This window comes from Micromonospora sp. IBHARD004 (assembly GCF_052814115.1).
Genome location: NZ_CP199934.1, coordinates 3840933 through 3862630, shown reverse-complemented (window position 1 = coordinate 3862630; position 21698 = coordinate 3840933). Strand labels below are relative to the sequence as shown.

Here is a 21698-nt window from a genome sequence, read left to right as displayed (position 1 = left end):
CGTCGATACGCATCGGCCGATGATGACCGACCCGCGCACCGCACGCCAGGTCAACCACTCAACGCGGTGTCTGCCCGGGACTTGGGAACGCAGGCCGGGGCAGACACGTCGTAGGACGCATGACAGGTAGCAGCATCCACGCACACCGTCGAACGGACGCCACCGGCGTTCCCCGAGTCATGACTCCAGCCCGATTCATGGGGCTGGCCCTGGTCGCCAGCCTGGCCCTGCTCAGCGGCTGTACGGCGGAGCGGGCCCCCGCGCCACCACGCGACCGGGGAGTGCCGGCCGGCGGGTTCCGGCTCGTCGCGTTCGACTCCTGCGCGGAGGCGCTGCAGCAGCTCAAGACGGCTGCCAAGGCGTACGTCGGGCCCTGGGGGTTCGGGCCGAACGGGGACATGCGTACCTTCGATAATGCGGAACAGGCCGGGGCGCCCGCCGGAGCGAAGCGGGCGGATGCGGCGCCCGGGGCCAACGCGGCAGCTCAGGGCGACACGGCGGCCGGGGCTGCCGCCCCCGGCTACTCGGGCACCAACACGCACGAGGCCGGGGTCGACGAACCGGACCTGGTCAAGACCGACGGCAAGCGGATCGTCGCCGTCCACCACGGCAAGCTTTACGTCATCGACCCGGCCACCCGCCAGCTGACCGGGGAACTGAAACTGGCACCCGGTGCCGACGGGTTCGGCGGGGCCGAAGACAGCCTGCTGCTACAGGGTGACCGAGCGCTGGTGCTGCTCCGCGAGGGGTGGGCGGGGATGGCGAAACCCGCCGTCCCGGAGGGAGGCGGGCGCCCCGCTCCGGCGGACGGGGGCACTGCCCCGATGCCGGACGACATCGTCGGTCCCCGGCTGGTCATGGTCGACCTGTCCGGCGCGCCGGAGGTCATCGGCGAATACCGGATCGACGGCAATCTGGTGGACGCCCGCCAGGTGGGCATGACGGTCCGCGTCGTGGTCCGCTCCGCGCCGCGGCTGAGCTTCCCGTACCGGGAGCAGGCCACCGACGAGCAGCGCACCGCCGCCAACCGCGAGGTCATCGACAACGCGACCGCCGACGACTGGCTGCCCCGGTACGAGGTCACCTCCGGCGGGCGAACCAGCACCGGACGGGTCGGCTGCGACCGGGTGAGCCGGCCGGCCAGCTACTCCGGCACGTCGCTGGTGACCGTGCTCAGCTTCGACCTCGGTGTCGCCACGATCGGCGCCGGCGACCCGGTCACCGTGATCGCCGACGGCGACACCGTCTACAGCAACGGACCCCGGCTGTACGTCGCCAATGACCAGCGCTGGCGGGTGCTGCCGATGCCGACCGCGCGGAACGTCGCACCCGATCCCAAGGACGAGACCACCGAGATCTACCAGTTCGACACCTCGGGCGCGGGTGCCCCGCGGTACCTCGCCGCCGCGTCCGTACCGGGCTGGCTGATCAACCAGTACGCCATGTCGGAGTGGGGCGGACACCTGCGAGTGGCCACCACCAGTGGCCGTACCTGGGGCGACAAGCCCGACTCGACGTCCAGCGTGTACGTCCTGCGCGCCGACGGCACGACGTTGACCCAGGTCGGCAAGGTCACCGGACTGGGCAAGCGGGAACGGATCCACGCCGTACGGTTCGTCGGCGGCACCGGGTACGTCGTCACCTTCCGGCAGACCGACCCGCTCTACACCGTCGACCTGCGTGACCCGACGGCGCCAAAGGTGAGCGGCGAACTGAAGATCAACGGGTATTCGGCGTACCTGCACCCGGCCGGCGAAGGACGGCTGCTCGGCGTCGGGCAGGAGGCGTCCGACCGGGGCCGTGTCCAGGGCACCCAGCTCTCGCTCTTCGACGTCTCCGATCCCGCCAAGCCGACCCGGATCGCCCAGTATCACGTCAAGCAGGGGCACTCCGAGGCGGAGTTCGACCCGCATGCGTTCCTCTACTGGCCGGCCGAAGGCCTGGTCGTGGTCCCACTGACCGTCTACGGCAGAGGCGCCGTGGGCAAACCTGGTGCGGTGAAGGACCTGGGCAGCCCGGGCCTGCCGAGCAACGTGGCGCTGGCCCTGCGGGTCGGCGACGGCGGGTTCACCGAGGTCGGCACGGTCGACCACACGCTGGGCACGGGGCGTCCCGAGGATCTGGCGCCGATCCGCCGGTCACTGGTGGTCGACGGAGTGCTCTGGACCGTTTCCGACGCTGGCCTCAAGGCGACCAGCCTCTCCACCATGAAGACCCTCGGCTGGCTGCGTACGGCGTGACCCGGACGACGTGTACGCCCTTTCGACCAGCCTGCGCCCGCGGCCCGCGGGGAGCGCTTGGATGCCGGTCAGGAGCAGGTGGTCGGCGGCAACCCTCAGGCTGCTCGGTGGTGGTTGGACCGTTTCACCCGTTGGATGAGGTGATCCACCCACCGTTCGAACTTGCTGCTGGCTCCGCCGAGCAGGCCGGTCAGCTCCTCTTCGGTCACGCCGCCCCGGGCGGCCAGCGACTCGACCAGCGTCCGCAGCTTCCGGTGGTCGTCGTCGTCCGACCCGCCGCCGGAGCTGCCGGTCCCCAGGTGACGCTGCAGGTCCTGGAGGATGTCCATCATCTGCGGCAGCGTCTCGATGATCTGCGACAGGCCGGCCTCGTGCGGGCTGGACGATCCGCGCAGGTCCTGCAGGGTGAGGGCGACCGACATCGGGGTGACGATGTCGGCGTCCCGGTTGATCGCGTCGATGGCCCGGCCGAGCTGCTCCTTGGCGGCGTGCACGCTGTCGAGGTCGGTGTGGTCGACCAGGATCGTCCGCATCCCCTGCACGTCGAAGGGGAGCTGCTGGTCCTTCGCCATCAACTGCACGAAGGGTTTGCGCAGGGCGTGCCGGACCGCCAGCTCGTAGAAGACGTTGGCGTTCTGGTCGGTCAGGTCGGCGATGACCAGGTCGTTCTGGATGATGCGGTCCAGCACCTGCGAGGTGATCAGGCCGGCGCGTTCGATCTCGTCGCCCCGCACGGCGACGAAGCCCCGCTCCTCCACCACCGGGCGGATGACGTGCTTGAGGATCTGGTCGCTGCGTTTGCGGATCTCGGAGCCCTCTGGGCCGATCGGCGCGATGACGAAACACTCACGACGGGTGGTCTGATCGTTACCCTCCCCCATGGATCCAGCGTAGTGGACCAGCGAAGCCCGGTGTCACCCCGTTCGCGCCGGTGCCCGCTCCCAGCGGGCCCGGTGCGCGCCCAGCAGCCGGCTGGCCTCGGCCGCCGCCTCCGGCGTGACCGGCTCCCGGGCCCAACTGTCGAGAACACCGGCCATGCCGTCGACCAGGCGCCGGCCCACGGCGGTCAGCCGCCGCTGCGTGCCCAGCATCCGTACGGTGTCACCGGTTGCCCTGGTCCACCGCGCGAACTCGACCTCGGCGCGGTGCCGTTCGGCGCGGGTACGCGCCATCCGTCGCTGCCGGCGCCAGAAGCCCGCCACTCCCAGATGGGCGTACGCGCCGTGCAGCAGACCGTCCAGCGGCCGGGGATCCGTCCGCCACGGTGCGTAGTGGAACTCCGGCGGCCCCGGCTCCACCAACGCGAACAAGTCCGTCAACGCGGCCAGCTTGAGGTGCTGGATCTCGTGCGCCAGCGTGACGGCCGCAGACCGGGAGTCCGGCGGCATCGACATGACCACCGACCCGAAAGCGTGATGGAAGGTGCCGCTTCGGGTCCCGGCTCGGGGAGCGGGGATCGGCATCAGTGCGCGCAACGCCACGGAGATCTCCTCGGCGATCGGCCGGTGACCGTCGACCAGGATCCGCCACGCCCCGTCGAGGCGCTGCTGCCAGCGGTCCGGATCGGTGCTGCCGCCGCCGACCCGGTGGCCCGCGCCGGTCCCGGGAACGTGCCGCCACGTCCGGGTGTCCAGCAGCAGGGACAGCGGCAGCCCGTCGTGCGCGAGATGCAGCCGGGGTACGGGCAGCCACCGGGGGTCGGCCGACCGGCCGTCGCCGATCTCGATCCGCTCGCCCGCGCAGTGCACCTCTGCCCGCCCGCCGACGCACCGGACCCGGACCCGGGTCGCGTGCGCCGGGAGCACCGCCGTGCCGAGGCCGGGCAGGTCCAGTCGGCCCGGCGCACTGGGGGCGAGCGGGACGTCGAGGTCAGCCTCGCTGCCGGATCGGACGGCCGCAGCCACCGCCACCGCCGCCAGCAGGCCCGGGTACGTCGCGGACCGGTCGCCCCGCCGCAGCAGCGACGCGGTGCCGAACGCCCACGCGGCGACCGGAGGATGGCAGAGCGCCGCCGCCCCGTCGTCTGCGGGCATCCTCACCAGGACGCGGTACGCCGCCTCGACCGCCGCCCGGTCCGGATGCTCCGTCTCGTGCAGCAGCAGCACCAGCGCCCGTACCAGCATCAGGGTCTTGCTGCGTTGCGCCGACCGCAACCGTTCGACGCCGTCCACCCCGCCCCGGCCGGCGCAGAGTTCGTCGAGGACCGACCTCGGCAACCGGTGCACGGGCGGCTTCACCGCGACGCCGCCCGCAGCGCCGCCACGTCCCGGCGCACGGTGCGCCGGATGTGGCCGATGAGGGTGTACAGGTCGGTGCAGTAGACCGACGGGTTGTCGAAGCCGCTACCGACGCGGTGCCGGTGCGTCCGCAGCCCTCCGCCGCACACCCGGTGCAGGTCGCAGGCGCGGCAGCTCGCGCAGAGTCCGTCCACGCCGGCCTGCTGCGCCCGAATCGCCGGCAGGCCGAGGGCGACGTCGAACGGATCCCGGGCCACGTGCAGCCCGGTCCGGGCCGCGCCGGCGTATGCGGCGCCGAGGGTGTCGTCCATCTCGATGGCGCCGTCGGTCTGCACCACCGCCACCGCGACCGGGCTGGTGCCCACCCCGGCCAGCCGGGAGTTGCCGCCCAGCAGCACCTGGATGATCTCGTCGAAGAGGCGGACCCGGGTTCGCTGCCCGGGTGTGTGGTACCACTCGTCGAAGACCGCGATCAGCCACTGTGCGTACGGCGCCTGCCGGGGGTCGGCCGGCCGGCCGGGCGGGGGAGCGCTCCAGGTGCCGTGCGGCAGCAGGAAGTCGACCGCCGGCGGCCGGTGCGCCAGCAGGCTCCGGTACGTGCTGACCGGTTCGTTGCGCAGGTCGACCGTGCACAGCAGACCGTTGAACAAGTGCTGGTATCCCGTGGTCAGCCGACGCAGCGCCGCCTCGACCCGGTCGTGGCTGCCCCGCCCGTCGGGTCCACGCCGGTGCCGGTCGTGGGCGGCACGGTCACCGTCGAGACTGACGCTGACCCGCACTTCGAGACGATCGAACAGGCGCAGGAACCCCTCGTCCAACCGGGTCCCGTTGGTCTGCACCGTCACCCGTACCGGCACCGGTGCGGCGTCCCGCCGGATCGCCCCCACGGCCCGCTCGATCCGGGCCGCCCCGGCCAGCAGCGGCTCCCCACCGTGCAGGATGATGTCCACCCGGTCGAGCCGGTGCGCTCGGGCGTGCTCGCCGATCCGCTCCGCCGTCCAGCCGAGCACCCGGTCCGGCATGGACCGCGGCAGGGACCGCCAGCGCTGGTCGGTCGTGGTGTAGACGTAGCAGTGGTCGCAGGCCAGGTCGCATCGGCTGTGCAGCTTGACCACGAACTGTCGGAACGCGACGGGACGCGCGAGGCGGGACACCGTGCCGCCGGCCGGCCGGTGGCCGTCATCGGGTCCGGGCATCAGACGCTCCGCCGTCATGTCGGCGGCCGATCCGGCCACCGTTGAAGACGCCCAGCATACATCGACGCGCACCGCTCGGCCGGCCGTCGTCGGCCCGGTCGCCCGCCGGTGCCGGTGTCCTGTTTAGACCGGGGCGGCCCGGAGCGCCCGAATGCGCGCCGTCGCCGCAGGCCACGGGTGATGTGCGATGCGCGGTTATCATGAGCACACGCAGCGGATCTGGCCACCGGTCGATGTCCGGCTTCGTGGCACGCGACCGTGGTGTGAGACGCAGACAGGCGGTGATCGGGGGATGGACACCGGGGAGGAAGTGTTGCGCTCCGATCTGATCGATCTCACCGATGTGGATCTCGCCGCGCTCGACGCCCTGCCGCGTGCGGTTCTCGTGGCCGCGCTGCGCCGGCTGGAACGCCGCAGCGCCGCTCCCGGTGACCAGTACGCGGGCTTCGAGAGTGCCCTCGATGGCGACGACTGACCCCGTGGGCGGCCCGTCCACCCTGGCCGGCGTCCCGCACCACCGCCCCGCGCCCGGGAGGGCCATGAACGGCAGCAGCGACGAGACACCGGGCACCTGCACCATCGTCTCCTTCGTGTCACCCACCAACGGCACCGGGCGCAGCAGCGCTGTCGCCAACGTCGCCTGGATCCTGGCCGGAAACGGCAGACGGGTACTCGCCGTCGACTGGTGCGCCAGGACACCGAGGGTCTACGACTACCTGCGCTCGTTCCAGGTGGACGCCGTCCCGGCGGCCGGCGTGCTCGGCGCGGAGCTCGCCACCCTGATCAGCCCGCACCCGGACGGGCCGTCGCACCGGGCCCCCGCGGTGATCGCCCCGCCCGCGCCGGAGCAGGGCACCCTCTACCGGTACGCGGTGCCGGGGTCGAGCTTCGGGTTCGCCATGGTCGGGGTCGGCGCCGACGCCGAGGACCCACCCGAGGGTGACCCGGCGCGGGTCCGGCAGCTGCTGCAGCACGCGGCGTACGACTACGTCCTGATCGACACCCCGGTGGACCTCACCCTGCCCGGCATCACCTACGCCGCGGTGCTCAGCGACGTCGCGGTGGTCTGCATGCCGCCCCGACGCCAGGCGATGCAGCAGGCGGCCGAGCTCGCCGGTCAGCTCCAGCGGCAGGCCACCGGCGGCATCCGGGTGCTCGCCGCGCCGACGCTGCGCGACCTCAGCCAGCCCTGGTACGGCGAGGCCCGCGATTCGGCCCGCAGGGCCTTCGCCAAGCTGCTCGACGAATCCGCCAGCGGCGCGGCGCCGTCCGTGGAGATCGTTGAGGTACCCGAGCAGGCGTACGACACCTACGACGACGTGCTGGCCGTGCTGGCCGACACGCCCGGCGACGAGACCAGCCTGCTGGCGTCGTACGAGCGGATGGCGGCCTGGATCAGCGGGGGCGCCGTCGTACGCGCGGCCGCCGTGCCGGAGCGGATCCGCCGCCGCTACCGGCGGGGCGTGCTGCTGGAGCGGGCGGAGAGCGCGGACGACTTCATCGTGCTGTACGACCCCGTCGACCGGCCGTGGGCCGACTGGATCGGCGGCCAGTTGCGGCGGGCCAGCGTTCGCGTCCACCGCCGCGCCGTGCGGCCCGGCGCCCAGCCGGTGTTCGGGGCGGACACCACCGTCCTGGGCGTCCTGTCCCCGGGCGTCCTCCGCGCGGTCGGCGCCGGACTCTCCGCCCCGCCGGCGGGCGCCGACGCCGCCGAGGTGCTCGGCGTGCTGGCGACCGGCCGCGAGCCGGAGCAGGGGGTCGACCCGGGCCGGGTCGTCGACCTGCGGGCGGCCGATGCGGCCCGGGCGCAGTCGCTGCTGCTGAGCCGGCTCGGTCTCATCGCGCCCGCCCAGCCCGCCGGCGACCTGCGGGCCGCACCGCGGTTCCCGGCCGACTCGGACCGCCGGCTGCGGACCAACCTGCCGCCGCGCAACGAGTCCTTCGTCGGCCGCGGCGAATACCTCGAACGGCTGCGCGACCACCTGACCGACGACAGCGGTCCGGTGACCCTCAGCGGAGGCGCCGGTGTCGGCAAGAGCGAACTCGCCCGCGAGTTCGCCCACCGTTTCGCCTACGACTACGACGTGGTCTGGTGGATCCCGGCGCAGGACCGGGAGACGGTCCAGGCGGGTCTCGGTGAGCTGGCCGACGAGATCAACGCCGTCGATGGCGCAGGGGCGGCGGAGGCGGCCCTGGCGGCGCTGTCGGGTCCCCGCGGCGCCGTTGCCCGCTGGTTGCTGATCTACGACAACGCCGACGACGCGAATGTGCTGGCCGGGCTCATGCCCCGCCCCGGCGCCGGGCACGTGCTGATCACCTCGCGGGACGACGGATCCTCCAACCTGCCCTCGCCGCTGGAGGTTGCGGCGTTCACCGGCGACGAGAGCGTCGCCATGCTGCGGCGGGTGCTCGGAATCAGCACCGACGACGCGCGGTCCATCGCGGTCGCGCTGGAGCACCTGCCGCTGGCCCTGCGGCTCGCCACCGCCTGGATCCGGGAGAGCACCAGAGCCCTGGAGCGCGACGGCGTACCCAACCTCGAAGCGGTAAGCCGGTGCGTCGTCGAACTGCTGGCCCGGCTGCGCCAGCGCCCCGACGAGGACCCGGCCGAGCGGATCCCCGGATCGCACACCGCCACCGTCGCCCGGGTCCTGGACATCACGCTGGCCACCCTCCGGCACACCGAATTCGGCGCGCTGGCGATCCGCCTGGCCGAACTCAGCGCGTTCCTCTCGCCCGAGGGCATCGGGCTGCCCCTGCTGCGGTCGACGTCGATGCTGACCCAGCTCGCCGTGGCAGCCGACGTCGACGCGGAGGAGCTACTGCTCAACGCCGGAGAGACAGATCTCGTACTGACCGTCGGCGCGCGCTTCGCGCTGTACGACGTCGACTGGGGGCACGGCGCGGCCCTGCGGATGCACCGAGCCATCCAGGTCCTGCTGCGCGAGGGAATCCCCGAGCCGGAGCGGCGCGAGCGGCAGCGCCAGGTCCTGCACGGCCTGGCCGGGTACGCGCCGACCGACCCGGAGGCCGACGACCCCCGCTACGCCGACATCTTCGACGAACTGCAACGGCACCTCGTGCCGTCCGGCGCCTTGGAAGCCGACGACCGGCAGGTCCGGCACTGGGTCGTCAAGCAGATCCGCTACCTGTTCCTGCTCAACGACAGCGACGCGTGGCAGTCCGCGTTGCAGCTGGCGCGGCCGGCGTGTGAGCGGTGGACGGCCACCGGCGACTTCGACCAGCTGACCATGCGGCTGTTGATCCAGACCGCGAACCTGCACCGGGCACTGGGCCACTACCAGGATGCCCTGCGCCTCGACGAGCGGGTGCTCAGCGAGCAACGCCGCCACTACGGACTGCAGCATTTCCGTACCCTGATCGCCGGCCGGGGCCGGGGCGGGGACCTGCGCGGGCTCGGCCGCTTCGAGGACGCCCTGGTCGAGGACCAGGCCACCTTCACCGGCTTCCAGGAGGTGGTCGGCGACGACCATCCCAACACCCGGATGGCGGTCAACAACCTTGCGATCTCCTTCCTGCTCACCGGGGACGCGCGGGAGGCGCTGCGGCTGGCCCGCCAGGAACGCGACCGGCGGATGTCGCTGTTCGGACCGGAGGATCCGCGAACCTGGCGGGTGTCGTGCCAGGTGGGCACCTTCGAGCGGGAGGTCGGCGAATACGACCTGTCGCTGGCCACCCTGCGCGAGGCGCTGGAGCGGATCCACGAGCTGCAGTCCGCCGGTCACCTCGACGAGCTGCGCGTCAACCGCAGCCTCGCGGTCACCGAGCGCCGGCTCGGCCTCACCATCCCGGCCAAGAAGCGCAGCACCGAGACGTTCCGCGGCTACCGGGACCACCTCGGCGAGGACCATCCGCTCACCCGGGGAAGCCTGCTCGGCATGGCGGTGGACTACTACCGGGCCGGGGACGCCGGGATCGCCGTCGAACACGCCATCCGCTGCCTGCGCGGCTACGAGCGGCAGCTGGAGAACGGCCACCCGTTCACCGCGATCTGCTCGGTCAACCTCGGGCTGTTCCAGCGCGGCGTGGGCGAGTACGACCAGGCTGTCCGCGACGGTGAACGAGGCCTGCGCGCGCTGCGTACCAGACTCGATGACGCCCACCCCTGGACCCTGACGGCGATGACCGCCCACGCCGGCCACCTGGCCGCCCGGGGCGACCTGGACGACGCCTTCCGGATCCAGGAGGAGTCGCACCTGACCTGCCTGCGCTACCTCGGCCGGCGCCACCCGTGCAGCACCGATGCCGCCGCCAACCTGGCCGCGATCCTCGCGCTGCGCGACGGCGTCGACGACGCCGGTCTCTCCGCATTGACCGACACCGACATCGATGTGCCGCAGAGCTGAGGGAGTGACGAGGTGACGGATCCGCAGCTGCTCGACGCCCTGGTGGAGGAGTCGGCCGAGCAGGACGTCCCAGGGTTCCTCAAGAAGCGGAATCTGTGCCGGGGACTGCTGCTCAGTGGGTGCGGCGTCTACCATGTCGCCCACTACACCGCCGGCGTGCTCGACTTCGCGCTGGACCTGCTGGCGCACGGGTCGGCTCCGCCCGCGGTCGACGACGCCGATCCGCGGCAGCGCCGGGATGCCCACCGCCGGGTGGGCGCCCAGCTGGTGTACCGCGCGACCGAGCTCAACCGGCGGCTGTGGGAGCTGCAGAGCGGGGCGTTGATCCGGACGGTCGTCCAGACCCGGGCCGGTCTCGTCTTCTGCAACTCCGTCGTCGGCAGCGAGCACGTGGTGGGGTTCGGAGCGGTCCCGGACGCCGCTGCCGGCGCGGTGGCCGACCCGGCCCGGGTGAGCGAGATCGACCGGGCCGCCGCCCGGCTCGCCACCGACCTGCGCCGGCTGACGCGGCAGCGGTCGCAGAATCCCGGCGGCTGGCTGACCGCCGGAGACGGGGACGCGCCGTCGGACCTGCAGGTATCGTCCGGTGCGGCCTTCCCGCCGTACGTGCGCGGGTCGACGGGTCCCGGCGGGATCTTCGCCGCGGCGCTACGGCCCGCCGGGCTGCACTACCTCAGCCACCACCGGTTGGGGGAGCAGGCGGCGGCGGTCGACATCCTGGAGCACCCGGAGCTGGAGGCGTTCTTCAACCGGGGCGTCGCCGTGGCCGACCGCCGCACGCGCTACCGGCGCCTCGCCGGCGACCTGTCGCTGCTGGTGCTGCAGGTCAGCCGGGACCTGCGCCGGGCCGTGGCCGGCGACGTCGCGCGACTGGTGCTCGACGTGGAGATGGGGGCGGTCTACTACTACCGGCTCTCCCCGGACGACTACCTTGTCGGGGTCACCCTCGACCAGGATGCGGTCAGCCAGGCGGATCACACCATGTGGACGGTGGCGCGGCAGCTCATGGAGAACTCGGCCTGAATCGCCACGTGGTTCGTGATCGATCCAGTTCGTGGCCACGATATCCTCCGTACGAATCAACCAGCGTCGACTCGTCATGAGGATGGCCGTGATCGCCCTGGCAAGATCAGCGGCCGTGGTCGGCGCCGGCCTGGCCGGCCTGCTGCTGGCATGGGCCGGCGACCTGCACGGGCTGGAGAGCTCCCCGGCGTACCTTCTGCTCGCCGCGACCCTGTTGGCGGTGGGGCTGGTCGGCAGCACCCGGGACATCAGCCTCGCCGACGTCCGCGCCCACCTGTCCACGGTGCTGCTCGCCGTCACGGTCGGGGTGATCGCCAAGGCGGCGCTCATCGCCGGGGTCATGTTCCTGATCTTCCGCGACCCGGCGATGCTGGTTCTCGGCGTGGCCGTCGCGCAGATCGACCCGCTGGCGGTGGCCGCGATGAGCCGCCCGGATCGCACCTCGCCCCGGGCCCGCTCGATCCTGTCGATCTGGGCCTCGTTCGACGACCCGGTGACCGTCCTGCTGACCGTCTACTTCTCCGCGATCGCGCTGGACCTGCGCGGCGGCGCCAGCGGTAGCGCGCCCGGCATGCTCGGCAACCGTCCACTCGACCTCCTTCTCGGCCTGGGCGCCAACCTCGCCTTCGCCGCGCTCACCTGGCTGCTGTGGCGGCTGCTGCTGGCCGCCGGCCTTCGGGAGGACGCCGCCGTCGGCCCCCGCATCCGGTCGACCCTGCGCTGGACAGCCGTCGCCCTGCTGATCGTGCTCGTCCTCTTCGCGGCCTGGCAGTTCCTCATGCTCGGCCTGGCGATCGCCGGGCTCTTCTTCCGGCCACGCCTCGGCCCCGTCGTCGGACGATCCACCCAGGCGGCCTACCTCGTCGCCACCTTCCTGCTCGGCCTGCTGCTCGTGCAGGGCGTCGACGTGGTCGAAGGAGTGGTGCTCGGCCTGGCGGCGGTCGCCGCCCACCTGCTGGTCTCCGCACCCATCTCGCGGGGCCTGCCAACGGCCGATCGGCGCTACCTCGCCTGGGGGCAGCAGAACGGGCTGACCGCTGTGATCCTCGCCCTCGTGCTGGAGCGGAACTTCCCCGGCACGGTCGGGGTCGTCGCCACCGCGATCGTCGTGATCAACTCGATCCACGCGCTGGCCACTGTGCTGCTCGACCGGCACAGACCGCCCGGGCGCCCCGACGCGGCGCCGTCGCGGCCGGAAACCGACCCGACCGGGCTGCCCCACATGCGCGAGATCCCCTCGACCAGGACGCTCGAACCGGAACGGTGACCCGGGGTGCCGCTCCAACTGGTGCGGTGTGCGCCGCGACCAGGGTCACCGCGCCGGCGGCGATCAGCCGGCCACCATCAGCCGGCGCACGCGACCGCTCAACCCGTCGAAGACCGACCGCGCCTCCGACCAGCTGCGTGACCGGTCCGTCGGGTCGACGGCGTCGTCGCCGCCCTCACCCGGGGTGGCCAGGTCGCCCAGCGCGTCCAGCTGGAACAGCGGCAGGTACTCGGCGATTCCGTCGTAGGTCTCGCAGAGCTGGTCCAGCCGTTCCAGGTCTGTCGGTTGCGGGTCGCGGAGGTGGCTGTCGTACCACTGTTCGATGCCGTCCCGGAACGCCTCGATCAGCCGCCGCAGCACCATCGACGTACCCAGCGCGCGCTGCACGTCCCGGGAACGCAGCCGCGACCGCAGCGGTGTCCCGCCCTCGGCCAGTCGCCCCGCCCCGGCCAGGGGCGGGGCGAAGGCGTCGCGGAGCCGGCGTTCGAACCCGGTCAGCTGATCGAGGGCCTGGATCGCCTCGACGAAGACGCGGGCCACCCGGCCCGGCAGCGGAGACGTGACAACCCTCGCCGCCCTTCGCCGGGCCCCGGCGTCGCTGTCGAGCCGGCCCGCCGACCCTCTGATGTCCTGGCGCAGCTCACCCCGGATCTCGTCGAGCTGGTACGACAACCGCTCGATGGACCGCTGGGTGTTGGTCTGCTGGCTCTGGATGCGTTCGACCCGCTGCCGCACCGAGGTCAGCGCATCGGCGCCGACCACCTGTTCCAGCCGACGCATCGAGGCCTTGACACTGCCCGACAGGTCCTCGGCGAACGACTGCGGGTCGTAGACGATCGGCTCCACGCTGAACGTCGCGGCGAGGTCGGCGGCGAAGTCCGCGGGCAGGTGCCCGACGACGACCAGGATCACCTCGCTGTCCGGCACCGCCGCCCGGATCGCCACGACCCGACGGTTGAGTTCGTCGACCTCCTCGGACTTGAGCACCGACTCGGACAGCAGCACGCAGCAGCCGGCGCCCTGCTCCTCCAGCGGTATCCAGAAGTCGACCGGCAGGTCCCGCATCGAACCGACCAGATGATCTCGCTGGTACGACCAGCCGTCCTGGGTGAGCACCCGCCGCACGTCGGCGGCGACGTCCTGCCGGCTGGCCAGGTCGAACTGGACCCGGACCGCCTCGCGCACCATGACGTGGGTGACCGGCGTACCGGCCTGGACCGCACGTTGGTAGAGGTGGTAGCAGAGCCGGATCATCCGGCGTGGCACCCCGTCGGCCAGGTTGGTCAGGTATTCGGTGGTCTCCACCGTGAACGGCGCCAGCCGCGCCTCGCCGAACGCCCGCAACTGGCTCTGCCGGATGAAATCCCGCACGTCTTCGGCGGTCAGCGCGGACATCCGCACGATCGGCCCGATCCGCTGTCGCACGTCCGGGCTGAGCAGATGGAGCATGTCGGGCAGTCCGGCGATCACCAGGAAAGCCCCGGCCGACGCGAAGACCCCGATCATCCGCGCGAACCGGGTCATCGTCTCGTCCCCGGGTCGTCCCGCCGTAGAGAGAATCTTGTCCAGCTCGTCGAGCACCAGGACGAAGCGTTCGTGCCGGCGCCCGTGCAGCAGGGCGAGTACGCCCATCGTCTCCACCGCGCCGGCCTCCACGTCCGCCCGCGCCGTGACGCCGGCGGCCACCAGGGCCGGCCCCGGCGGATAGCCCATCAACCAGTCCCAGGCCACCGCCTCGGTGGCGGGATCGAGCAGCATCGCAAGTACGGTGCCGAAGGACGGGTTGGTGGTGACCTCGACCAGCTCCTCGCGCAACCGTCCGGCGAGCAGGTCAATCGCCGTCCCCGCCGGGTCACCGGCGCGCGCCGCCAGCGCGGCGGGGGACTCCGCCCGGCAGTCCTCGAGGAGGGCGCGTACCGCGTCGCGGGACAGCCGGCCCAGGAACTGACGGCTCAGCGACAGGAACGTGTCGGCCGGCGCGTCGAGGTAGATCGCCTTTCCTGCCGGGCCGGTGACCTGGCGGGTGTGGGCCAGCAGCTCGACCGCGAGATGCGTCTTGCCGGTGCCGTAGTCACCCACCACGGCGACGGTCCCGCCGTCGCCCGTACGCAGGTAGTTGTCCAGGTGGGCGATCGCGTCGCGGATGGCCACCGTGACCACGGTGGTCGCGTCCGTGCCGTCCTCGGTCACCCGGGCGACGGCCGTCGGGGAGAAGGGATTGACCGGACCGGCCGCCGGTGGACCTCCGATTGCGTCCATCTTCCTGATCCTCCGGTAGCTCCGGTCTGGGCACCAGGCATTCCCGTACCGGAGGCCGGCTCCGCTCGTGCGCCACCTCCGGCCCGTCTTCAAATCGTAGCCGTCCGTAGCCACCGAGGCCGACCCTCACCGACCACCAGCTCGGGCTCACCTGCGAAAAGAGCCGAATGGTCAGGTACCGCGGGTGCCTGCCCGATCGACTACGTCCAATACCATAAGGCTCATGGTCGCAACCCGGTGGCCGAGACACCCATCCAGGCGCCCCGGCGTGGTGGGCCCGTGCCACCACGGTCCCGCCGACGAGAGAGCTGCTCGATGACGGACCCGGTCGCCGGTTCCTCCCGCCCCGCCGGATGGTGGCTGCGCGTGGTGTTCGGAGTCATCGGACTGCTCGCCCTCCTCCTCGGCTACATCGGCTTCGAACGCCTGCTACGGGTGCGGCCGGGCACGGCCCACGACCCGTACGACGTGATCTACTTCGACCTTCAACTCTTCGTCCTCGGCGCCGAGCCCCTGCAGGAGCCGGGCCCCTACCCGTGGCAGTTGCAGGTCGCCCGGTTCGCCGCCCCGCTGTTCACCCTGCTCGCCGTGGCCGAGGCCAGCCGGCTGCTGCTGGCCGCCGAGATCCGCCGCCTGCGCGCCCGACGAGCCCGCGGTCACGCCCTGGTCTGCGGCGACTCCCAGTTCGCCCACATGCTCGCCGACCGGCTCTTCGCCGACGGCGAACGTGTGGTCGTGGTGCGCTCCGAACCGTTCGGACCGCTGGAGTACCGCCGGCGCCGGTACCTCGGAGTCATCGGCGACCCCACCAGCGCCGAGGTGCTGCGCGGCGCCGGCCTGCCCCAGGCCCGCACCATCTACGCCTGCACCGACGACGACGACCGCAACCACGCGATCGCCAACACCGCCAGCCGACTGATCCAGGACCGACGGCAACCACCCGGGGTCTACGTACAGGTCCACGACCCCGAGATGTGCCTGTCCCTGCAGGCCCGGCGGCTCGGCGCCGCCGGGTCCAGCCGGCTACGGCTCGACTACTTCCACGTCGACGACGTCGCCGCCCGCGCCCTGCACCGGCACCACCCGCTGCCACCCGCGCCCGGCCGACCGACGAAGGTCCTCATCGCCGGGGGCGGCACCTTCCGCCGAGCCCTGCTGGTGGAGACCGCCCGTCACTGGCGAGCGCGCCGGACCGACACCCGTTCCGGCGAGCTCCTCACACCTCTGCGCGTGGACCTCGTGGCCCCGGACGCCAGCACCGAACTCGCCCTCGCGGCGTCCCGTTACCCGTTCCTGACCACCGTCTGCCAGGTGTCCGCGTACGACCTTGACCTCGACGGTCTGGTCGGGCTGGACCAGCTGGGCACCGGCCGCTACGACCGCATCTACATCTGCGCACCGGACGAGAGCAGCGGCCTGCAGTTCGCGCTGGACACGCCCGCGCTCTGGCAGGGGGCGGAGAGCTCGGTCTTCGTACCGGTCTACCGGCAGGCGGCGCTCGCCACCGCCTTCCACGGCGATGTCCGTCACGACCTGCTCGACGAGGTGCACGGCAAGCTCCGCCTGTACCCGGTGCTGACCCGTGCCTGCGACGCCCGGCTGATCGCCGAGGATCTCACCGAGCGGCTGGCCCGGCAGATCCACGACCGGTACCTCCATGCCCAGCAGCGGGCTGGGGTACGCCCCGGCGACGCGCCCGCGATGGTGGACTGGTCGCGACTGCCCGAGTCGCTGCGGCGGGCCAACCGCGCCCACGTCCAGGACATCGCCGCCAAGCTGTTGGATCTCGGCTGCGTCGTGGCACCCCGGCACGGCAGCACCGGCGACGCCTCGGCCGCCGGGCAGGCCATCGACGACCGGATCGACGAACTCGCCCGACTCGAGCACGAACGGTGGTGCCGGGAACGACGAGGGGAAGGCTGGACGTACGGCGAGCCGCGTGACGACGTCCGGCGGCGACATCCCGCGCTGCGTCCGTGGGACGAACTGCCCCCGGGCGTCCAGGAGCAGAACCGCGAGGGGATCCGGGCGCTGCCCGACGTGCTGTCCGACAGTGGGTTCGAGCTGATCCGGCTGACACCCGCCGTGCCCGCACAGCGGAGAGGACCGGGGGATGGCACCTGATCCCGCACCGGTGCGCGTCGGCATCACCGGGCACATCAACCTGACCCCCGCCACCGAGCGGCTCATCGCCGACGCGCTCCGCGTCGAGTTGCGCCGGATCAGCGACCGGCCGGTGCGCGGCATCACCTGCCTGGCGGCCGGCGCCGACCAGATCTTCGCGCGCACGATCCTGGCCACCGGTGGCACGTACGAGGTGATCCTGCCGGCCCGGGACTACCGGGCCACGGCGATCCGACCCGAGAGCCGGGCCGCCTTCGACGAGCTGCTCGGACGAGCGGCGCAGATCATCCACACCGGACATCACAGCTCCGGCACCGCCGCCTACGTGGCCGCCAACCGGGAACTGCTGCGACGGGTGCAGCGGCTCGTGGCGGTCTGGGACGGCGAACCCGGCTGCCACGCGGCGTCGACGGACCGGACCATCGAATGGGCACGGCAGCGTGGGATTCCGACCACGATCCTGTGGCCCGTCGGCGCCCGACGAATGCCCACCGGAGACTGACGGATCAGCGCCGCGTCCAACCGACCTGGTGCGGTGTGGAAGTCTCCCGGCCGTGCGTTCTACCGTTGGCGTCTTCGGTCTCGTTCCGGCTGGTAAGGAAGTGTCTGCGATGCGGTCAAGAGACAATGACGTACGCCATGACCTGATTCTGCGGGAGTTCGCCCGGCAGGCTGGCACCTTCGAGGACGCACGCCTCAACGGCGCCTTCACCAGACATCTCCAGCGCCTCGTCGACTTCGCGAGGCCGGACCCCGAGGACGTCTGCCTGGACGTCGCCTGCGGCACCGGACTGGTCGCCCGCGGGCTCGCCGTGCGCACCCGGCACGTGACCGCGCTCGACGCCACTCCCGAGATGCTGGCGACGGGCAAGGCGCGGGCCGACGCCGAAGGCATGTCCAACGTGGTGTTCCAGCGGGGCGACGCGGCGCGACTGCCCTTTCTCGACGGTTCGTTCTCGCTCGTGATCTCCCGGTTCTCGCTGCATCACGTGGCCGCGCCGGACAAGGTCGCGGCCGAGATGGTCCGGGTGTGCCGCGCCGGCGGGCGGGTGGTGGTTGCCGACATGGTGATCAAGCCGGAGCTGCCCGGCGACCCGGATCGGGTGGAGCGGCTGCGCGACCCGTCCCACGGAGCGATGCTCGGTGCCGAGGCCATCGTCCGGCTGCTCACGTCGGCCGGGGCCGCGGTCGAGACGTCCGACGTCTTCGACGTCGAGCGTCCGCTTCGTCCCTGGCTCGAGCAGGCCGGTACAGCTGGCGACGTCGCTCGTCAGATCGAGCGGGAGCTGTCCGAAGAACTCTCCGGCGGCACTCCGACCGGCATGCGCCCGCTCACCGTGGACGACGAGCTCTGGTTCACCCAGGCGTGGGCACACATCTCCGTGGCCGTGCCGTCATGACCGGCCGCGCCGTGGCCGCGTTCACCCGCCCGCGAGCAGCTTCTTCTGCACCTTGCCCATCGCATTGCGAGGTAGCTGCTCGACCAGATGGACCTGCCGCGGGCGCTTGTGCGCGGAGATCCGACCGGCCACGAACTCGATGAGCTGCGCCTCGGTCACCGCGTCGGCGACCACGTAGGCGACCACCTGTTGCCCGAGGTCGGGGTGGGGCGCGCCGATCACCGCGGCCTCCCGGACCGCGGGGTGGGCGAGCAGCGCATTCTCCACCTCGCCCGCGCCGATCCGGTACCCGCCACTCTTGATCATGTCGATGGAGGCGCGGCCGATGATCCGGTGCCACCCGTCGGGGTCGATGGTGGCGACGTCCCCGGTGCGGAACCAGCCGTCGGGAGTGAACGACTCCCGGTTGGCCTCCGGCCGGTTGAGGTACCCGCTGAACATCATCGACCCACGTATCTGGAGTTCGCCCGGGGACTCACCGTCGGGCGCGACCGGGGCGCCGTCCTCGCCGACCAGCCTGCTCTCCACCCCGGCAAGTCGCGTGCCGACGAACCCGGGCCGGCGCTCTCCGCCCGCGCGACTGCTGATGGTGATCAGCGTTTCGGTCATCCCGTAGCGCTCGACGGGCGGTTGTCCGGTGAGCTCGGCGAGCTGCTCGAAGACGGGCAGGGGCAGGGGTGCGCTGCCGGAGACCAGCAGCCGGGCCGACGACAGGGCTCGGGCGGCGGACGGATCGGCGCAGACCCTTGACCACACGGTCGGCACGCCGAAGTACAGGGTTCCGGCGGCGGCGGCGTAGGCGTCCGGTCTGGGTCGGCCGGTGTGGGCCAGCCGGGACCCGACCCGGAGTGCTCCCAGTACACCGAGCACGAGGCCGTGCACGTGGAACAGGGGGAGGCCGTGCACCAGCAGATCGTCGGGAGTCCACGACCATGCGTCCGCGAGCGCGTCCAGGTCGGCGGCGATCGCCTGCCGCGGGATGAGCGCTCCCTTCGGCGCTCCCGTGGTGCCGGAGGTGTAGAGGATCAGTGCGGTGCTCTCCGGCGCGGGTTCGGGATAGCTGGTGGCCGAACGTGCACTCAGGTCGACAGCGGCGACGGGGACCCGCACCTCCGCCACCGGCGCGGTGCCCTCGCTGGCCGGGGGGACGAGCAACAGCGAGGCCGCGGAGTCCCGCAGCACGTAGTCCCGCTCGGCGGGACCGGAATCCGGTGGCACCGGCACGACGGGCACCCCGGCGAGCAGGCCGGCCACGACCGCCACCACGGTCTCCATGCTGGCTGTCGCCCAGATCGCCACCGCGTCGCTGCCGGCGATGCGGTCGGCGAGGGCGGTGGCGGCGGACAGCACCGCTTCCCGGGACGCCCGCTGGTCCCCGACCCGGATCGCGTCCGCGTCGTCACCGAACGCCCCGGACAAGGCCGGCAGCAGGGATTCGCTCCCGTGTCGCATCGTGGTCATTGTCCCGTCCATGTCGTCGGCTGCTTGGCGGTGAAGGCCCGGACGGCGGCCCGGAAGTCGTCGCTGCCGTAGACCCGGGAGACGATGTCGTCACCGTCGGCGCGGCCCCGGCGTAGCCGTCGGATCGCCTCCTTCGTCGCCCACATGGTCAGCGGGGCATGCCCGGCCAGGCGGTCGACGGTCTGCTGGACGGCCTCGTCGAGATCCTCCGTGGACTCGGCCACGAACCCGGCCGCGTGCGCCTCCCGACCGGAGTAGAACTTCGCGTTGAGCAGCAGATCCAGGGTACGGGCCGGCCCGAGGTGGTGCAGCAGCAGCGCATAGGTGGGCATCGACAGGCAGTTTCCCAGGGTCCTCGCGATGGGAATCCCGAACCGCGCGTCGGGTGTGGCAAGTCGTAGGTCGCACACGGCGGCGATCGCCAGGCCCGCGCCGACACAGTATCCGCGGATGGCCGCGACCGTCGGTACGTTGACATCCTCCAGCCGGTCCAGCACTCGCGTGATCTTCTTCTCGTACTCGACCCCGTCGGCGCCGCCGGTGAAGTCCGCGAACTGTCTGATGTCGGTGCCGGCGACGAAGGCGTCCTCGCCCGCCCCGCGCAGCACGAGCACCCGCACGTCGTCGTCCGCGTCGGCCCGTTCACACGCCTGGTACAGGCCGTCGTACATCGCCCACGTCATCGCGTTGCGCTGCCGGGATCGGTTGAAGGTCACGGCGAGGGCCGGGCCCTGTCTTTCCACCAGGACCTCTGATTCGGAACCGGGCGACGAGGACATGGCCTACCTCCTGGTCGTCGTTGTCGGGGCGGAGCTCGCGGTCGCGGCGCCGCCCACGTCGGCGGCCAGGGCGGCGCCGGAGGCGACGAGGTGATCGATCTCCGTTGCGGCGCAACCGGCGGCGAGCAGCACCTCCCGGGTGTCGGCGCCGAGGACGGGTCCCGCGCCCGCGCGCTGAACCGGGGTCTCGGACATGCGCATCGGCGAGCCGAGTTGGCGCACCGACCCGAGGGTCGGGTGCGGGGCGTCCCAGAAGAAGCCGCGGGCCGCGAGGTGCTCGTCGGTGAAGACCTCGCCGTAGTCGGCGATCGGGGCGCACGGCACGCCGGCCTTGTTGAGCCGCTCGATGATCTCCGCCGTACTCATTGTGCTCGTCGCGGTCTCGATGGTCTCGATCAGCTCCGCGCGGTTCTCCAGCCGGGAGAACGCGTCCGCGTAGCGCGGGTCCGCGAGCAGCCGGGTCAGCCCGAGGGCGGCACAGAACGCCTGCCAGTTGCGCGGGGTGGTGGCTCCGATCGTCACGTAGCCGTCGCTGCTGTGCACCGCCTGGTACGGAGCGTTGCTCTGGTGCGCCGAGCCCATCGGGCCACCCACCTCGCCGGTCGCGAAGTACTTTCCCGCCTCCCACACCGCGAAGGACACTCCGGCCTCGAACAGCGAAACGTCGATGTGCTGCCCCGCTCCGGAGCGGTCCCGTTCCCTGAGCGCGGCGGTGACCGCGAGCGCCAGGTAGAGGCCGCAGACCAGGTCGCAGATCGGCACGCCCACCTTCGCCGGTGGACCGCCGGGATGGCCGGTGATGCTCATCAGCCCGCTCCGCGCCTGCGCCATGATGTCCAGTCCCGGCAGATTCGCGAGCGGCCCGTCCTGCCCCCAGCCGGAGGCGGAGGCGTACACCAGGCGGGGGTTGATCTCCCGCAGGTCCTGGTAACCGAGACCGAGACGGCGCATGGCGCCGGGACGGAGGTTCTCGACGAGGACGTCGGCCCGCTCGACCAGTCGGAGGAACGCCGACCGCGCATCCGGCGACTTGAGGTCCAGGGCGACCGAGCGCTTGTTGCGGTTGATGCGCACGAACGGCGAGCTCTCGGTCCCGAGGAACGGACCGGTCTGGCGTACCGGCTCACCGCCGGTCGAGTGCTCGACCTTGATGACCTTCGCACCGAGGTCGGCGAGTTGCAGGGCGGCGAACGGCGCCGCCATGAACGCCCCGATCTCCAGCACGGTCACTCCGGTCAGGGGCGGCGTGCGTTCGTTGGTCATCGACCTGCCTCCGGATGATCGGCGCCGGTACGTGATCGCGGGACAACCCGTGCCGCACGGGGGAGCACAGGGTGTTCGGATG

15 protein-coding genes are annotated in these 21698 nt (G+C 72.1%); 8 read left to right on the top strand and 7 right to left on the bottom strand.

What is annotated here, in order from left to right; genetic code table 11:
* The first annotated feature begins 179 nt into the window (after positions 1-179).
* The gene (locus ACTWO6_RS18855) at positions 180-2240 is read left to right on the top strand and encodes a beta-propeller domain-containing protein (RefSeq protein ID WP_446215148.1); all 2061 of its coding nucleotides are present in this window, start codon (positions 180-182) and stop codon (positions 2238-2240) included.
* A gap of 95 nt (positions 2241-2335) precedes the next feature.
* Here the strand turns inward: ACTWO6_RS18855 and ACTWO6_RS18850 are convergent, their stop codons facing one another.
* Genes ACTWO6_RS18850 through ACTWO6_RS18840 form a run of 3 tightly spaced genes read right to left on the bottom strand, consistent with a single transcriptional unit; the run spans position 2336 to position 5673 of the window.
* The gene (locus tag ACTWO6_RS18850; protein ID WP_446215147.1) at positions 2336-3121 is read right to left on the bottom strand and encodes a hypothetical protein; all 786 of its coding nucleotides are present in this window, start codon (positions 3119-3121) and stop codon (positions 2336-2338) included.
* A 33-nt stretch (positions 3122-3154) separates the two neighbouring features.
* Entirely contained in the window at positions 3155-4465 is a 1311-nt protein-coding gene (locus ACTWO6_RS18845) for an HEXXH motif domain-containing protein (protein ID WP_446215146.1), read from the bottom strand.
* 8 nt (positions 4466-4473) lie between these two features.
* On the bottom strand, positions 4474-5673 hold the full coding sequence (locus ACTWO6_RS18840) for an FxsB family cyclophane-forming radical SAM/SPASM peptide maturase (RefSeq protein ID WP_446215145.1): 1200 nt from the start codon (positions 5671-5673) through the stop codon (positions 4474-4476).
* Between the two features lie 292 nt (positions 5674-5965).
* Here ACTWO6_RS18840 and fxsA point away from each other — a divergent pair, with 292 nt between their 5' ends.
* The 4 genes from fxsA to ACTWO6_RS18820 all read left to right on the top strand — a co-directional run bounded on the left by fxsA (position 5966) and on the right by ACTWO6_RS18820 (position 12330).
* Positions 5966-6148, top strand: coding sequence for an FxSxx-COOH cyclophane-containing RiPP peptide (gene fxsA, locus ACTWO6_RS18835; protein ID WP_406045068.1), 183 nt, complete (start codon positions 5966-5968; stop codon positions 6146-6148).
* The gene (fxsT, locus tag ACTWO6_RS18830; RefSeq protein WP_446215144.1) at positions 6135-10040 is read left to right on the top strand and encodes an FxSxx-COOH system tetratricopeptide repeat protein; all 3906 of its coding nucleotides are present in this window, start codon (positions 6135-6137) and stop codon (positions 10038-10040) included. Before fxsA ends, fxsT begins: the two co-directional genes overlap by 14 nt.
* A 12-nt stretch (positions 10041-10052) precedes the next feature.
* Positions 10053-11063 (top strand): hypothetical protein, encoded by a 1011-nt coding sequence (locus ACTWO6_RS18825; protein WP_446215143.1) that lies wholly within the window; start codon positions 10053-10055, stop codon positions 11061-11063.
* 76 nt (positions 11064-11139) lie between these two features.
* Positions 11140-12330 (top strand): hypothetical protein, encoded by a 1191-nt coding sequence (locus ACTWO6_RS18820; protein WP_446215142.1) that lies wholly within the window; start codon positions 11140-11142, stop codon positions 12328-12330.
* A gap of 63 nt (positions 12331-12393) precedes the next feature.
* Here ACTWO6_RS18820 and ACTWO6_RS18815 read toward each other — a convergent pair whose 3' ends face one another.
* Positions 12394-14589, bottom strand: a complete 2196-nt coding sequence (locus tag ACTWO6_RS18815) for an AAA family ATPase (protein ID WP_446215141.1) — start codon at positions 14587-14589, stop codon at positions 12394-12396.
* Positions 14590-14955: 366 nt separating this feature from the next.
* On the opposite strand from ACTWO6_RS18815, the gene ACTWO6_RS18810 reads away from it, so the two are divergent.
* From ACTWO6_RS18810 to ACTWO6_RS18800, 3 genes are all read left to right on the top strand, one after another.
* Positions 14956-16713 carry a RyR domain-containing protein gene (locus ACTWO6_RS18810; RefSeq protein WP_446215140.1) on the top strand — a complete coding sequence of 586 codons (1758 nt, stop codon included), beginning with the start codon at positions 14956-14958 and terminating at the stop codon, positions 16711-16713.
* Positions 16703-17215, top strand: a complete 513-nt coding sequence (locus ACTWO6_RS18805) for a hypothetical protein (protein WP_446215139.1) — start codon at positions 16703-16705, stop codon at positions 17213-17215. Before ACTWO6_RS18810 ends, ACTWO6_RS18805 begins: the two co-directional genes overlap by 11 nt.
* Before the next feature lie 109 nt (positions 17216-17324).
* Positions 17325-18113, top strand: a complete 789-nt coding sequence (locus ACTWO6_RS18800) for a class I SAM-dependent methyltransferase (protein ID WP_446215138.1) — start codon at positions 17325-17327, stop codon at positions 18111-18113.
* 21 nt (positions 18114-18134) lie between these two features.
* Here the strand turns inward: ACTWO6_RS18800 and ACTWO6_RS18795 are convergent, their stop codons facing one another.
* Genes ACTWO6_RS18795 through ACTWO6_RS18785 form a run of 3 tightly spaced genes read right to left on the bottom strand, consistent with a single transcriptional unit; the run spans position 18135 to position 21616 of the window.
* The gene (locus ACTWO6_RS18795) at positions 18135-19565 is read right to left on the bottom strand and encodes an acyl-CoA synthetase (RefSeq protein WP_446220697.1); all 1431 of its coding nucleotides are present in this window, start codon (positions 19563-19565) and stop codon (positions 18135-18137) included.
* Between the two features lie 5 nt (positions 19566-19570).
* Complete coding sequence (locus tag ACTWO6_RS18790) at positions 19571-20317, bottom strand: enoyl-CoA hydratase/isomerase family protein (protein ID WP_446215137.1); 747 nt, start codon at positions 20315-20317, stop codon at positions 19571-19573.
* Between the two features lie 39 nt (positions 20318-20356).
* The gene (locus ACTWO6_RS18785) at positions 20357-21616 is read right to left on the bottom strand and encodes a CaiB/BaiF CoA transferase family protein (protein WP_446215136.1); all 1260 of its coding nucleotides are present in this window, start codon (positions 21614-21616) and stop codon (positions 20357-20359) included.
* Between the last annotated feature and the right edge of the window lie 82 nt (positions 21617-21698).